This is a genomic window from Acinetobacter sp. TR3, assembly GCF_027105055.1.
GTDB lineage: Bacteria > Pseudomonadota > Gammaproteobacteria > Pseudomonadales > Moraxellaceae > Acinetobacter.
Window position 1 is genome coordinate 2783144 of record NZ_CP114264.1, and the last position, 14613, is coordinate 2797756.

The window sequence follows — 14613 nt, forward strand, 5'->3', positions numbered from 1 at the left end:
CTTCTCTTTTAAACTTTATTAAAAAATAATTAAATTTGTTTCTGACGCTCAATAAAACGAGATAAACGATCCGCAACGTCGAAACTACCGTGTTTAAACAAGATACGTAAACCTTGTTCAGTTGCCTCAAATGTTAAACATTCTATTTTAAACTCACCTTCTTCATCAGCTAAATGTAAGGCTAAATCTCGTGGATGCTGGCTAACAAAACCAAGCTGATCCAAATGATCAAGTTTTAGGTACACACCAAAGAACGTAATATCTACAATCTTTACTGCTACTTCGGTATCTGAATGTCGATGTGATAATTTAGTGTCTGGTTTTAAAACAGGGATACGTTCTTCACCACGACGCTCAATATTTTTCATCTGTTCACGGTTCATTGGAATAATACCATCAAGATTGTCGATGGATTCTCCCTTTAAAAACGTAGTAAAAAGCGTCATCGTTTCTTTGCGGCGTTGTAATTGTGGAACATGGTCTGCATTGGCAATCAACGCAAATTCCATATTATTACATTGCAAAGCAAAGTCAGCATTTTCATGTGGCAAAGTAAAGCTATCATATTGCCCTGCTGCAACAAGAGTTTTACATTGCGCGACAGGTACATTGCGTAAACGGAGTAGTCGATTGCAATTAATCTCGTAACGCTCACGTTCAGTTGCAGTAAACTCTGCCATCTGTCTAAAGAATAAACGTTTTGCCGTTGGAGACATCCGCGTTTTATCAAGCTTGGCATGATTCACAAGATACAAAATAACTGCTTGCCCAAACTCCTCCATACGATCTTCACGCATCAAGTGTAAAGATTCCTCGAGCAGCATACGCCAGCTTTTACGGGTCTTTTGCATCACACCCATCAAGACCATGCGATCAATCAGTTCGGGACGTTGGTGTGCAAATGAAGATGCAACGACTGAACCCAACGACATGCCCATAACAGATACTTTATCAATCCCAACAATATCAAGCCATTGACCCAACATTTTTGATAAATCTGGTAATTCAAGAATTCCAGCTGACTCGCCTGTGTCCACATTTCGAATCTGCTGATTTGCGCCCATTGATGGTAAATCAATCAATATGACAGGCCCACTCTCAAACAGTTGCTCGACACAATACTTATAAGAGTTAAAATTTTGAAATGCGCCCCCGACAATTACAATTGGCGTGTTATAGATCGTCTTAGGATCTGCAATTGCCATATATTCAATTTTCCAACCATCTATCCATGTAGTACGCGCTGGTTGTTTAAAACTGTTTTTATTGTATATGTCGAAAAAACCAAACCCTGTGTAGGTATGGTTTAAATCCGAGTCCATTTGGATTATGGAATTCATATCCTTCCTCCATCCTTGTTTATTTTTTTGCTGTAATTAGTCTCATTTTTAGTGAGTTCTAGTTACAAGTTAACAAATTTATAAAATTTGTATTACATTTATCCTATACATTTTTCATTCTATACAAATGCATGATTTATACGCAATCATTTCCTTAACCACTTATCTTGTTTAGATCAATAATATTTTTCAAAATATGTAATCAGCTTGTAAATTCAATTTTAAATCAAAAGAACTGCTCAAAATTTACAATCTATAATTTTTTGAATTATCAGTTCAGCCTATTCATTGTTCAGCATTTGACTGTTACTATCATTATAAATATATGCAATCGTCAAAATGCTATGCAAGATTCTATTCAAAACTATATGCAACAGGTTGGTACTCAGGCACGTCAAGCGTCTCGTATCTTAATGAGCGCATCAACGCATCTAAAGAACCATGCTCTGTCTGCAATTTATACTGCTTTAGAAAATAATCAAGCACAAATTTTGGCAGCCAATCAAATTGATATGCAAAATGGTCACCAACGTCAATTAGATTCTGCCCTCCTTGATCGTCTTGAACTCACTCCTGCTCGCTTTAAAGGCATGCTACAAGGGTTAAAAGATGTTATTGCACTTGTTGACCCAATTGGGGAAATTACGGATTTAGCTTACCGTCCATCGGGTATTCAACTGGGTAAAATGCGGGTTCCTTTAGGTGTAATCGGCATGATTTACGAATCGAGGCCGAATGTTACCCTTGAAGCCGCATCATTAGCACTAAAGTCAGGAAATGCCATTATTCTACGCGGCGGTTCAGAAGCGATTGAATCGAATAAAGCAATTGCAATCGCAATTCAACACGGTTTACAAATTGCAGGCTTACCTGAACATGCTGTTCAAGTGATTGACACACCTGACCGCGCAGCAGTAGGTCATTTAATCACTATGACTGAATTTGTAGACGTGATTGTCCCTCGTGGCGGTAAAAGCTTGATTGAACGTGTAACGAATGAAGCACGTATTCCTGTGATTAAGCATTTAGATGGCAATTGCCATGTTTTTGTTGAAGCACAAGCAGATTTACAAAAAGCATTACCAATTGCGCTCAACTCAAAAACACATCGTTATGGCGTATGCAATGCGATGGAAACATTACTTGTTGATGAAGAAATTGCAGAAGATTTCCTACCAAGTATTGCTGAACTATATGCAGATAAACAAGTTGAACTAAGAGGTTGTGCGGAAACACGACGTATCTTAGGTGAGTCTGTTAAAACAGCCACCGAAGAAGATTGGTACACTGAATATTTAGGTCCTATCCTTGCAATCAAAGTCGTTACAGGTATGGATGAAGCAATCGAACATATTAATAAATATGGTTCTCATCATACCGATGCAATTATTACTGAAAACTTTAGTCTAGCACGTGAGTTTCTCGCACGAGTTGATTCAAGCTCAGTCATGATCAATGCTTCAACCCGCTTTGCTGATGGCTTTGAGTATGGTCTAGGTGCTGAAATAGGGATTTCAACAGACAAAATCCATGCACGTGGTCCAGTTGGTCTCGAAGGTCTAACTTCTCAGAAATGGATCGTATTTGGTGATGGTCAAATACGCCAATAAGGCATTTAGATCCAAGTAAAACGCTGCACGATAAAGCTCATTTATTTGATCTTTATCGTGTTTTTACATATTTTCATACAAAAACCCTGATCAAAATAAACAGATTCATCCTAAGAAGTTGCTATTTACACTCTATAATCATTAGATTCAATTATAAATCAGTTGTATAGGCTAAAGTCTATCTTCGCCAATATGACAACCCATGTTAAAACATTGTGCTTGATTACCCTGCTTATGCGTTGCAGCAAGATCAAAGTGTTCGTCATAAAATTTAAAATTTGTTAGGTGTTCAAACGTGGCTAAATCTGTACTTGTAATTAACTGTGGTTCATCTTCAATCAAATACGCGCTTATCTCAGAACGCCGTGAAGATCGTATTTATGGATTAGCAGAAAACTTAGGTTCTGCTGAAGCGCGTATCAAAGGCGTTACGATTGGTGGTGAACCACTTGAACTTTCGATTCCACATGCAGATCACGCCAAAGCACTTGAGACTCTTCTTGCACGTTTAGCGAACTACAATCCACAAGCGATTGGTCATCGTGTTGTTCATGGTGGCAATTTAACCAAAGCAGAACTATTAACACCTGAAATTGTAAGCCGCATCGAAGCTGCAACACCACTTGCACCCTTACACAATCCTGCACATTTGATTGGGATTGAAGCAACCATGCGTTTGTTCCCTGAATTGCCTCAAGTTGCTGTATTTGACACTGCATTCCATCAAACCATGCCTGAACACGCGTATCGTTATGCTCTACCACAAAATTTATATACTGAACACCATGTCCGTCGCTATGGTTTTCATGGAACAAGCCACGCTTATGTGACTGAACGTGCAAGTGAACTCGCAGGTGCAAAAAATCAAGGGGGCTGGCTCAGTGCTCACTTAGGCAATGGTAGTTCAACTTGTGCGGTTTGGAATGGTCAAAGTCTTGATACTTCTATGGGCATGACTCCATTAGAAGGTGTCGTGATGGGTACACGTAGTGGTGATGTTGACCCAAGCCTACATTTATTCCTTGCAAGTAATTTAGGCTGGAGTATCCAGAAAATTGACAGTATGTTGAATAAAGAAAGTGGCTTGCTTGGCTTATCTGGCCTGTCAAACGACATGCGTACTTTAGTTGAAGCTTCGGGTAATGGCCATGAAGGGGCAACACTGGCGATTGAAGTATTCTGTTATCGTTTGGCTAAATCTTTATCGGCTTTAAGCTGTGGTTTGCCGCGTTTAGATGGTTTAGTTTTCACGGGTGGAATCGGTGAAAACTCAGCTTATGTTCGTGAAAAAACCTTGGCTTATCTACCACACTTTGGTTTGCAGTTTAGTGCAGAAAAAAATAATGCGTTAGCACGCGGCACTGAAGGCCAAATCGACAATGGCACAGGTCCACAGATTTGGGTTGTACCTACAGACGAAGAAGGACGCATTGCGAAAGAAACGCGTCAAGTCGTTGAACAGCTCGCTTAATTCACAAAAATTTAGACAAATTTTAAGGTTCTTATGAATACGATTTTACTGATTCCAACAGGTGAAGGGGTTGGTCTTACATCTGCCTGTTTAGGAATGATCTACGCTTTAGACTGTAAAGGGATTAATGCTGGTTTTCTTAAACCATTTTCTCAATTAGCAGATTCAACCGTTGATCGCACTGCAACACTTTATCGTCATTTATTTCAACATCAATCTGTTGAACCGATTGCTTATGAAAAACTGACGCAACTCCTTGGATCAGGCGAAACAGATGAGCTTCTCGAAGAAGCCGTTGCGCTACATCGTAAAATTTCAGCTCATCATGATGTGATTATTGTTGAAGGTCTTGTACCCAATGGGCAAGATCATTTTGCTGGCGAAATTAATGCGGCACTGGCACAGGCACTTGATGCTCAAGTCGTTTTGGTCAGTACAGCAGATTTAGCTGACCCACGTAAAACAGCCGAAAAAGTCGATGCACATTTGCGTCAATTCGGAGGTGCTGCATCAGCGCGCACCACAGGCGTTTTATTTATGCGAACCAAAGGTCTTCCCGATGGTACAGCAGCAATTCCTGTCACACTTGATCCAAGTTTGCGTTTAGATAAGCAAATAGCTGAATTTTCAATACAATTACAACGTTACAATCGTTTTATTGGAACAAGTGAATTACCTATCATTGGTTTAGTGCCATTCAGTAATATTCTCAGCGTACCGCGTAGCTTAGATATTGCTACTGTTGTTAATGGAATTTGGTTAAATGAAGGTGAAGCAAAACAACGCCGTATTTTACATACCAGTTTAATCGCATCTGATATTGAAGCCGAATTACATAAATTTGTTGCTGGCGAACTTATCATTAGCGCATCTCAACGTACAGATGCTCTACTTGCAGCAAGTCTTGCAAGTAGTAATGGAATTCCTTTGGCGGGTTTAGTTTTAACTGAACAGGCTGCTCCAGCCGCGAATATTTTAGAATTCTGCCAAGGTGCTATTAAACAAGGCCTACCGATTTTACACACTTCGCTAGACACATTAGAAACAGCACAACGCCTATATCATTTTGGCAATGAAATTCCTGTAGATGATATTGAACGTGCTGAACAAGTGACGCGTTTTGTTTCAAGCCATCTTGATAATAGTTGGCTCGATCAACATACCCAGAACAACCTGAATCCACGATTATCTCCATCTGCATTCCGCTACGAGCTGGTACAAAAATCGATTGCTGCGAAAAAACGCATTGTACTACCTGAAGGTGATGAACCTCGTACTGTACAAGCCGCAGCGATTTGCCAATCACGCGGTATTGCTGAATGCATTTTATTAGCGAAACCTGAAGCTGTTGCTGAAGTTGCTAAAGCGCGTGGTATTCAGCTTCCAGCTGATCTGCAAATTATTGATCCCGATAGTATTCGTGACCAATATATTGAACCTATGGTTGAATTACGCAAAGGTAAGTTAGATGCATTACAAGCAAAAGCACAGCTACAAGATACTGTAGTCCTTGGTACGATGATGTTGGCACTTGATCAAGTCGATGGCTTAGTATCTGGCGCAATTCATACCACTGCCAATACCGTTCGGCCTGCATTTCAATTGATTAAAACTTCCCCGAACTATTCACTAGTTTCATCAATCTTCTTTATGTTGTTACCTGATGAAGTTTATGTCTACGGCGATTGTGCAATTAATCCAGATCCAAATGCTGAACAACTTGCTGAAATTGCGATTCAATCTGCAGACTCTGCTAAAGCCTTTGGTCTTGATCCACGTATTGCCATGATCAGTTATTCCACAGGTACGTCAGGCGCAGGGGCCGATGTTGAAAAAGTGGCTGAAGCAACCAAGATCGCCCAACAACGTCGTCCTGATTTACTGATTGATGGGCCTCTACAATACGATGCAGCTTCAGTTGAAAGCGTTGGACGTCAAAAAGCACCTGAATCTAAAGTTGCAGGTCGTGCCAATGTATTTATTTTCCCTGATCTCAATACTGGTAACACCACCTATAAAGCAGTACAACGTGCAGCGAATGTGGTGAGTGTTGGCCCAATGCTGCAAGGTCTAAACAAACCTGTGAATGACTTATCTCGCGGTGCTTTGGTTGATGATATTGTATTTACCATTGCCTTAACGGCGATTCAGGCAAAACAACAAGACTAAACTCATATCATTATATTAAAGCCATTAACTCGTTCAAAAGTTAATGGCTTTTTTATTTATCCAACAATCAAGCATTTTTTGAAGAATCTATACGCTTTAACTGCGGAATTTTCACAAAGAAAATTGCATTACCACATAAGATTAAGATCACTCCGATCACTGCATTCATTTGCCAATGATAATCTTCCCAAACTGTCGAGATCATCAAGGCCACTAAAGGAAATAACTTCGCTTTAAGAAACAGTTTGGCTATAGTCCATCTCAACTGAGAAAAAACTAAAATCCAAAGCGCACCTTTGGTTGATGCAATTTAGATCAAAGGCTTACTTTAGACCTTTAGCCAAATCTAAGCTAAAACTCCCACATTCATTGCTTTTTGTCATATAATTTAGCCCGCCAGCTAATCGCCCGCTCAAGAGAAATTTGATATGACAACGATCATCAAACAAGATGACTTGATTACATCAATCAAGGATGCCCTGCAGTTTATTTCTTACTATCACCCACAAGACTTCATCCAAGCGATGAGCCGTGCTTACGATCGTGAAGAAAACAAAGCTGCAAAAGATGCTATTGCCCAAATCCTGATCAACTCACGTATGTGTGCTGAAGGTCACCGACCAATCTGTCAGGATACAGGGATCGTTAACGTTTTCCTTGAAGTCGGCTTAGATGTTAAATTTGATTTAACCATGAGCTTGGATGATGCTGTAAACGAAGGTGTACGCCAAGGTTACCTAGAGAACTCAAACGTACTCCGTGCTTCTGTTTTAGCAGATCCAGCTTTTGGTCGTAAAAATACCAAAGACAATACCCCTGCCGTGATTCACTACAAACTCGTTCCTGGTAATAAAGTTGATATTACCGTTGCAGCGAAGGGTGGCGGTTCAGAAAATAAATCTAAACTTGCGATGCTCAACCCATCTGATTCAATCGTGGATTGGGTGCTTAAAACTGTTCCAACGATGGGTGCAGGTTGGTGTCCACCAGGTATGCTCGGTATTGGTATCGGTGGTACTGCTGAAAAAGCCATGATGCTTGCAAAAGAAGCACTTATGGAAGAAATCAACATGGACGAATTACTTCGTCGTGGCCCACAAAGCAAAATGGAAGAACTCCGTATCGAGATCTTCGAGAAAGTGAATGCACTCGGTATTGGCGCACAAGGTCTTGGTGGTTTAACCACAGTACTTGATATTAAAATCAAGGATTACCCATGTCATGCGGCAGGTAAGCCAGTCGGTATGATTCCAAACTGTGCTGCAACTCGTCACGCACACTTCCAGTTAGATGGTACAGGTGTTGCACATATCCAAGCACCAAAACTTGAAGACTATCCTGCTGTAACATGGGATTCATCTCAATCGAAGCGTGTCAACCTTGATACCATTACTCAAGAAGAAATGAATGCTTGGAAGCCTGGTGATACATTACTCCTCAACGGTACTATTTATACAGGTCGTGATGCTGCACACAAGCGTATGGTCGACATGTTAAATAATGGTGAAGAGCTTCCAGTCGACTTAAAAGGTAAATTCATTTACTACGTGGGTCCAGTCGATCCAGTTGGCGATGAAGTCGTTGGTCCTGCAGGCCCAACAACCGCAACACGTATGGACAAATTTACCCGTCAAGTCCTAGAGGCAACTGGCTTATTTGGCATGATTGGTAAAGCAGATCGTGGTCCTGCTGCAATTGAAGCAATCAAAGACAATCAAGCAACATACTTGATGGCTGTTGGCGGTGCTGCGTACCTCGTGTCTAAAGCAGTTCGTGAAGCTGAAGTCGTTGCTTTTGCAGACTTAGGTATGGAAGCAATCTACAAATTCGTGGTTGAAGATATGCCTGTTTCTGTTGCAGTTGATGTCAATGGTACTTCAATCCATGCCACTGCACCAAAAATCTGGCAAGCTAAGATTGGTAAAATCCCAGTTGTTGATGCTGCTGGTTAAAATTTTGCTTTAGTGCGAAAAAGCACTTAAAAAGTGGAGGTTAAATACTTCCACTTTTTTATTAAATAATATATTAAGCACCCAATAATCAATAAAAAATGAGTCCATAGTTAATGTCAGGTATATTTTTTAATTACAAAAATGGTTCCATCCAAGTTGAATTTAGTCATGGCGATTGGGATTATATTAGTATTAATATCCACTTATATGGCGATACAGTGGTTACCACGTCATGTGATGAACATTGGAACAAAGGGGAATCCATACAACACACCACTGATAATCTTGATATTCATATGTGGACATCCTCTACACTTAGTCATTTCTTTCTTTCAATGGTGCATTGGCTAGAAGCTATCATCTGTAAAGTTGATGAATGCGCATTTAATTGGGAAGCTGAAGGTCCTGATGGTGAATTACGATGGTTTAATCAAGGTAAAAATGAAGGGCTATTGCATTTATATTGGACAGGAACACACCATAATCCCGAAATTAACCACAAAATTCGACTCAATACCACACAGATGATTAGTGTATTTTACGAGGCTTTACGAAATTTTGTAGCATCTGACGACTATAACCCATTTGCTTATGAGAATATGAACAATAATGATGTATTCTCTTTAATTTTAAATGATATTACGCTTGATACACTGACGGATCTACTTATTCAACAAGATGCTCGTTCTGCTGATGCCATATTAGAAGTGCTATGCGAGCTTTCTCATCAATATAGCGAGATTAAAGATAAATCACAGCGTGTTACAACATTAGAATATTTGCAATCACAGGCAGCTAAATACCTAACTAAACAAATATTTGAACCAAAAGATGAAGATGATTTCTGGCTTGAACTCAATTGGGATCAGCAGTCAGAGGCTGAACGACGTAGTATTCTAACTAAAATATATCAGCGCTCTTGTGCAAGTTGCTGGAATGGTGAGAACCTACGTGAGCTATGCTCTCCAATGATTGAACAATATTTGAAAGACTACCCGTTATTTTCGTGATCTATGAACAGCCCCCTATACAATTTAAATCGCCGAATCATCGTATTCGGCTATTTTTTTGCCTTAAGCTTCTGCTAAATTATTCACAGAACGATAAGGATAAAAACATGCATAAAACAATATCGAAACTACTCATAAGCTTTTGCATCGTCATAGCTGTACAAAATACTGAGGCAAGCCCTGCTCAAGTCAAATCAGTAAAGGAGCTGATTAAACTCAGTGAATTAGAAAATGTTTTACATACGTCTTTAGATGAGATGCAGCCAACATTAGATGCTGAGGCAGAAAATATTCTATTACGCATTTTAGGCAAACAGCGACTAACAACAACAGAAGAATATTTAGCCGTTATAGAACTGGGACAGCTTTTAAAACAGACAAGTTCAAAAATGTTTGCTCGCCCTGAGACATTACAAGCCATTGAACAAATTTATACAGAAACACTCAGTGAAGAAGAAGTACAAGCCTATTTAAAGTTTTTAAGAACACCAGAAGGAAAATCAATTAATCAAAAAAACTTAAAGATTAATACCAATGTTTTTCAATACATGAATAATTTAAGTCAAAAAACGTTGGCTGACCCTGAGCAGAGTTTACAGCTTAAAGAGCAGCTTTTAAGCATCATCAAACCTTTAATTCAAGATGAGTAAGCCCTGCTCTTTATCCATTACCAAGTCAAAGGATTCCAAAGCTTAAATGGTTTAACCAATAGTACTTCAGATTTTTCATCATATTTCAGAGGTTTCAATTCTTGTGGTTTTGAACGAACTTTACCTGAGGCATCTTGTGCTACAAAGTTATAGCTCGATGATTTTAACCGTGTAAATGCGATTTCCTGATGTGCAACTTTATCAGGCATAATCATAAATGGTCCCGTATGTTCACTACGAGAAATCTTATTTTCTTCATCGTATTTAATAAAATACGTTTGTGACGCATCAACCGTAAAATCTACATATTTTGGTTTTTGAAAATGTAGCCCTGCCAATGGACGGCTGACACTCAAACGATATGTCCCAGCTGGTAATTCTAACCAATAATAATGATTATGTAACAGGCTTGGAATTCGATGACCATTGATAAATAAATTTGCAGCAGCAATTTCTTGGCGATTCCAGCGCGTATCTGGGCGATATAAATAGACCACTGCCGCTTGCTCATTCTGTGGTTTGATCGGTGTGTAATATTGACCTAATTTTTGATTGACCCATCCACCTATGGTAAAACCACCAACATGATACTGATCAGATAGCCCCGGTTCTTTTGCTGTATCAACTGGAGGTAAAGTCGCTGTGAGTACTGTCGAATTTTCTTCAACCGCCTTATGACTTTGACAGCCAGCTAACACCCCTGCACAACATAATGACAATATTAAATAACGCATGATATCCCTCAAGGCGTTTTCTTGGATTTATTTTTAACAGCGCAAAACTATGCGGATTTTCCGATTTTTAAGATTAACACCTCATTAATTAATTGCAAATAAAAAAAGCATGAAAAGCCGAGGCTTTCATGCTTTTTTAGATGAATGTGAATCAAGCTGACTTTGAGTCAATCACTTTCAGATCTTTCTTTTCCACCAACTCTGGTGTTGCAACTTGAGGTAAACGTTCAGCTTTAAATGTCGGCTTAGCTGTACCATTAATCACAGCTTCATCCACAATAACCGTCCCCACATCACTACGACTTGGTAAGTCATACATGGTTTCAAGCAATACATTTTCCAAAATAGAACGTAAACCACGTGCGCCCGTATTACGTTCAAGTGCTTTTTTCGCTACAGCACGCAATGCAGATTCATCAAAGACAAGATCAACATTTTCCATCGTGAAAAGATACTGATACTGGCGAGTTAATGCATTTTTAGGCTCTGTCAGAATTTGCATTAATGCTTCTTCATCCAGTTCTTCTAAAGTTGCAATCACAGGCAAACGACCAATAAACTCAGGAATCAAACCAAATTTGACTAAATCAGTTGCTTCAACTTGACGGAACAACTCAGAGACTTTTTTACTGTCATCCTTATTCTTCACATCAGCCGTGAATCCAATACCGCCTTTCTCTTGACGTTGCTGTACAATTTTCTCTAAACCAGAGAATGCACCACCGCAAATAAATAAAATATTTGAGGTATCAATTTGAATGAATTCTTGTTGCGGATGCTTACGACCACCTTGTGGCGGAATAGAAGCAACGGTGCCTTCAATCATTTTTAATAATGCTTGTTGTACACCTTCACCCGAGACATCACGCGTAATCGAAGGATTTTCAGATTTACGGGTAATCTTATCAATCTCATCAATATAGATAATACCTTTCTGCGCTTTTTCTACATCGTAGTCCGCTTTCTGCAATAACTTTTGTACGATATTTTCAACATCTTCACCCACATAACCCGCTTCTGTGAGTGTCGTTGCATCTGCCATGGCAAAAGGAACATCCAATAAGCGTGCAAGAGTTTGCGCAAGTAAGGTCTTACCTGAACCAGTTGGTCCAATCAACAAGATATTACTTTTCGCAATCTCGATATCCTGATGTGCATGATGCGACTGACCAACTTTCAAGCGCTTATAATGGTTATAGACCGCAACAGATAATGTTTTCTTTGCAACATCTTGTCCAATGACATATTGATCCAACGCAGCACGTATCTCATGTGGTTTAGGCAAAGCTTTAGTCGCCCAGTCACCTGCTTCAACTTGTTGACTGGTTTGCACTAAATCTAAGCAGACATCCACACACTCATTACAAATATATGCGTCCTCACCTGCAATCAATTTTCCAACTTCAGATTGTGTCTTACCACAAAATGAACAATGCTTTTGTCCTTGAGGATGTTCGGACATATTTACTCCACAACTTAAATCTTAAAAACTAGGGACGTTTGCTTAATACTTGGTCAACTAAACCATATTCTTTGGCTGCTTGTGCAGTCATAAAATTGTCACGATCTGTGTCACGTGCAATTCTTTCATAATCTTGACCACTATGCTCAGCCATCAGACGGTTTAGACGCTCTTTGATATAAAGAATTTCACGTGCATGAATTTCGATATCAGACGCTTGACCACGGAAACCACCGAGTGGTTGGTGAATCATCACGCGTGCATTTTCAAGACAGTAACGTTTTCCTTTAGCACCTGCATTCAATAAGAATGCACCCATTGAAGCCGCTTGTCCCATGCAATATGTAACAACATCTGGCTTAATAAACTGCATAGTGTCATAAATTGCCATACCAGCAGTTACTGAGCCTCCCGGTGAGTTGATATAAAGATGGATATCTTTCTCTGGATTCTCAGCTTCTAAAAATAACATCTGCGCAACGATAAGATTTGCCATGTTATCTTCAACTTCACCTGTCAAGAAGATGACACGCTCACGTAACAAACGTGAGAAAATATCAAATGAACGCTCACCACGTGATGACTGTTCAACGACTACAGGAACTAAAGCATTTTCAATTGTTGGAACATACATATGTTTATTTATTCCTAAATTATTCTGACTCGATCATGCCAACAATATGAGGGATAATCGCTGAAATTGCAAAAGGTTCAACCCTAAATATTCGACTATTTAGACTAAAAGCTGGCAATTTTTCGATAAATTAACACTTTCATAACACGGATAAAAAAAGGCGCATTAAGCGCCTTTCTTCTGAACTTTTAAAAGATTAGCCACGACGAGCTTGTTGTTCTTTCAATAAGTCTTCGTAACTTACTGGAACATCATTTACTTTAGCAGCAGCTAAAATGTGGTCAACAACTTGGTCTTCTAACACAACTGCTTCAATTTGAGCACGTTGTTGTTTATCATTTTTGAAGTATTCAACCACCTCTGTTGGATCTTCATAAGAAGAAGCCATGTCATCAATGTAAGCTTCAACACGTGCTTGATCAACTTCAAGTTTAGCATCAGCCAATACTTTGCTGACCAATACACCAAGCTTCACTGATTTTTCAGCTTGCTCTTTGAACAATTCATCTGGAAGCATGCTGCTATCAAATGCACCTGCACCTTGAGCACCAAACTGTTGAGTGAACTGTTGAATCATTTGTTGACGTTGACGGTCAATTTCTTGAGCAACCATAGAAGCTGGAACTTCAATTTCGTTTGCAGCGACAAGTGCGTCAAATGCAGCTTGTTTAACTTGGTTACGAAGACCGTTGCGAACTTCACGTTCCATATTTTTACGAACGTCAGCTTTTAACTTGTCTACGCCTTCTTCTTCAGTTAAACCAAAGATTTTTAAAAATTCAGCATCAATCTCTGGAAGTTTTTGTTTTTCAACAAGTTTCACAGTGATTTTGAATTGAGCTGCTTTACCCGCTAAGTTTTCAGCTTGGTAATCTTCAGGGAAAGTAACATCAATCACTTTCTCTTCGCCTTTCTTCATCCCGATGATGCCATCTTCAAAGCCTGGAATCATACGACCAGAACCAAGAACAAGTTTAAAGTCTTCAGCAGCGCCGCCTTCAAACTTCTCACCATCAACTGTACCTTCAAAATCGAAAGTCACTTGCATGTCTTTTTTCGCCATGCCTTTAGTTTCAGTCCAAGAAGCACGTTGTTTTTGCAAGTTTTCAATCATGACATCAACATCGGCATCGTTGATTTCTGATGATTTACGTTCAACTTCTAAGTCAGCAAAAGCTTTCACTTCTACTTCTGGATAAACTTCTACAGTCGCTTCAAAAACTAAAGCATCATCTTTGTTTTCAACTTTTTCAATGTTCGGCATGCCGACCGCATTGATTTTTTCTTGTTGAATTGCTTCGAATACTGTGTCACGAATGATGTCATTCACAACTTCTTGATAAATGCTCGCACCATATTCACGGCGAACAACATTTAAAGGCACTTTACCTGGACGGAAGCCGTTGATCTTCACAGTTTTGGCAGTGCGTTTTAAGCGAGCTTCAAATTGCTCGTTAACACGGCTCGTCGGTACAGAAACATTTAAACGACGGGCAACGCCCGAAACCGCTTCAGTCGTTACTTGCATGGCTTCCTCGATATATAGTTAGTAGTAACATTTTTAAAAGTGCCACATTATAT

The 14613-nt window shown here is 39.5% G+C and carries 11 protein-coding genes and 1 pseudogene; 6 read left to right on the forward strand and 6 right to left on the reverse strand.

All coding sequences use genetic code 11. The annotated features are described in order from the left end of the window. Positions 1 to 29: 29 nt before the first annotated feature. Positions 30 to 1340 (reverse strand): alpha/beta fold hydrolase, encoded by a 1311-nt coding sequence (locus tag O1449_RS13295; RefSeq protein ID WP_269238549.1) that lies wholly within the window; start codon positions 1338 to 1340, stop codon positions 30 to 32. Positions 1341 to 1684: 344 nt separating this feature from the next. Between O1449_RS13295 and O1449_RS13300 the strand changes: the two genes are divergently transcribed. The 3 genes from O1449_RS13300 (at position 1685) to pta (ending at position 6590) form a co-directional block, all read left to right on the forward strand. Further along, entirely contained in the window at positions 1685 to 2950 is a 1266-nt protein-coding gene (locus tag O1449_RS13300; RefSeq protein WP_269238550.1) for a glutamate-5-semialdehyde dehydrogenase, read from the forward strand. Between the two features lie 295 nt (positions 2951 to 3245). Continuing rightward, positions 3246 to 4421 carry an acetate/propionate family kinase gene (locus O1449_RS13305; RefSeq protein WP_269238551.1) on the forward strand — a complete coding sequence of 392 codons (1176 nt, stop codon included), beginning with the start codon at positions 3246 to 3248 and terminating at the stop codon, positions 4419 to 4421. A gap of 33 nt (positions 4422 to 4454) precedes the next feature. Next, positions 4455 to 6590, forward strand: coding sequence for a phosphate acetyltransferase (gene pta / locus O1449_RS13310; protein WP_269238552.1), 2136 nt, complete (start codon positions 4455 to 4457; stop codon positions 6588 to 6590). 67 nt (positions 6591 to 6657) lie between these two features. On the opposite strand, the pseudogene O1449_RS13315 reads toward pta, so the two are convergent. After that, positions 6658 to 6816 (reverse strand): annotated as a pseudogene (locus O1449_RS13315) (DMT family transporter); the annotation flags it as partial. Between the two features lie 202 nt (positions 6817 to 7018). Between O1449_RS13315 and O1449_RS13320 the strand changes: the two are divergent. From O1449_RS13320 to O1449_RS13330, 3 genes are all read left to right on the forward strand, one after another. Further along, a complete protein-coding gene (locus O1449_RS13320) occupies positions 7019 to 8542 on the forward strand; it encodes a fumarate hydratase (protein WP_269238553.1) in 1524 nt (507 codons plus the stop codon). A 113-nt stretch (positions 8543 to 8655) separates the two neighbouring features. Then, positions 8656 to 9552: a hypothetical protein gene (locus tag O1449_RS13325; protein ID WP_269238554.1), complete on the forward strand. Its 897-nt coding sequence runs from the start codon at positions 8656 to 8658 to the stop codon at positions 9550 to 9552. Between the two features lie 107 nt (positions 9553 to 9659). After that, a complete protein-coding gene (locus tag O1449_RS13330; RefSeq protein ID WP_269229558.1) occupies positions 9660 to 10202 on the forward strand; it encodes a DUF2059 domain-containing protein in 543 nt (180 codons plus the stop codon). 17 nt (positions 10203 to 10219) lie between these two features. Here the strand turns inward: O1449_RS13330 and O1449_RS13335 are convergent, their stop codons facing one another. From O1449_RS13335 to tig, 4 genes are all read right to left on the reverse strand, one after another. After that, positions 10220 to 10936, reverse strand: a complete 717-nt coding sequence (locus tag O1449_RS13335; protein WP_269238555.1) for a DUF2846 domain-containing protein — start codon at positions 10934 to 10936, stop codon at positions 10220 to 10222. Between the two features lie 151 nt (positions 10937 to 11087). Further along, positions 11088 to 12398 (reverse strand): ATP-dependent Clp protease ATP-binding subunit ClpX, encoded by a 1311-nt coding sequence (clpX, locus tag O1449_RS13340; protein WP_269229556.1) that lies wholly within the window; start codon positions 12396 to 12398, stop codon positions 11088 to 11090. Between the two features lie 28 nt (positions 12399 to 12426). Continuing rightward, the gene (clpP, locus tag O1449_RS13345) at positions 12427 to 13032 is read right to left on the reverse strand and encodes an ATP-dependent Clp endopeptidase proteolytic subunit ClpP (RefSeq protein ID WP_004660445.1); all 606 of its coding nucleotides are present in this window, start codon (positions 13030 to 13032) and stop codon (positions 12427 to 12429) included. A gap of 196 nt (positions 13033 to 13228) precedes the next feature. Then, entirely contained in the window at positions 13229 to 14560 is a 1332-nt protein-coding gene (gene tig, locus O1449_RS13350; RefSeq protein ID WP_046738411.1) for a trigger factor, read from the reverse strand. Positions 14561 to 14613: the final 53 nt, after the last annotated feature.

Excerpts from the sequence above, each read along its gene's own strand:
- O1449_RS13295 (WP_269238549.1), bottom strand. The coding sequence starts at position 1,340 with ATGAATTCCATAATCCAAATGGACTCGGATTTAAACCATACCTACACA.
- O1449_RS13300 (WP_269238550.1), top strand. The coding sequence starts at position 1,685 with ATGCAAGATTCTATTCAAAACTATATGCAACAGGTTGGTACTCAGGCA.
- pta (WP_269238552.1), top strand. The coding sequence starts at position 4,455 with ATGAATACGATTTTACTGATTCCAACAGGTGAAGGGGTTGGTCTTACA.
- O1449_RS13320 (WP_269238553.1), top strand. The coding sequence starts at position 7,019 with ATGACAACGATCATCAAACAAGATGACTTGATTACATCAATCAAGGAT.
- O1449_RS13325 (WP_269238554.1), top strand. The coding sequence starts at position 8,656 with ATGTCAGGTATATTTTTTAATTACAAAAATGGTTCCATCCAAGTTGAA.
- O1449_RS13330 (WP_269229558.1), top strand. The coding sequence starts at position 9,660 with ATGCATAAAACAATATCGAAACTACTCATAAGCTTTTGCATCGTCATA.
- O1449_RS13335 (WP_269238555.1), bottom strand. The coding sequence starts at position 10,936 with ATGCGTTATTTAATATTGTCATTATGTTGTGCAGGGGTGTTAGCTGGC.
- clpX (WP_269229556.1), bottom strand. The coding sequence starts at position 12,398 with ATGTCCGAACATCCTCAAGGACAAAAGCATTGTTCATTTTGTGGTAAG.
- clpP (WP_004660445.1), bottom strand. The coding sequence starts at position 13,032 with ATGTATGTTCCAACAATTGAAAATGCTTTAGTTCCTGTAGTCGTTGAA.
- tig (WP_046738411.1), bottom strand. The coding sequence starts at position 14,560 with ATGCAAGTAACGACTGAAGCGGTTTCGGGCGTTGCCCGTCGTTTAAAT.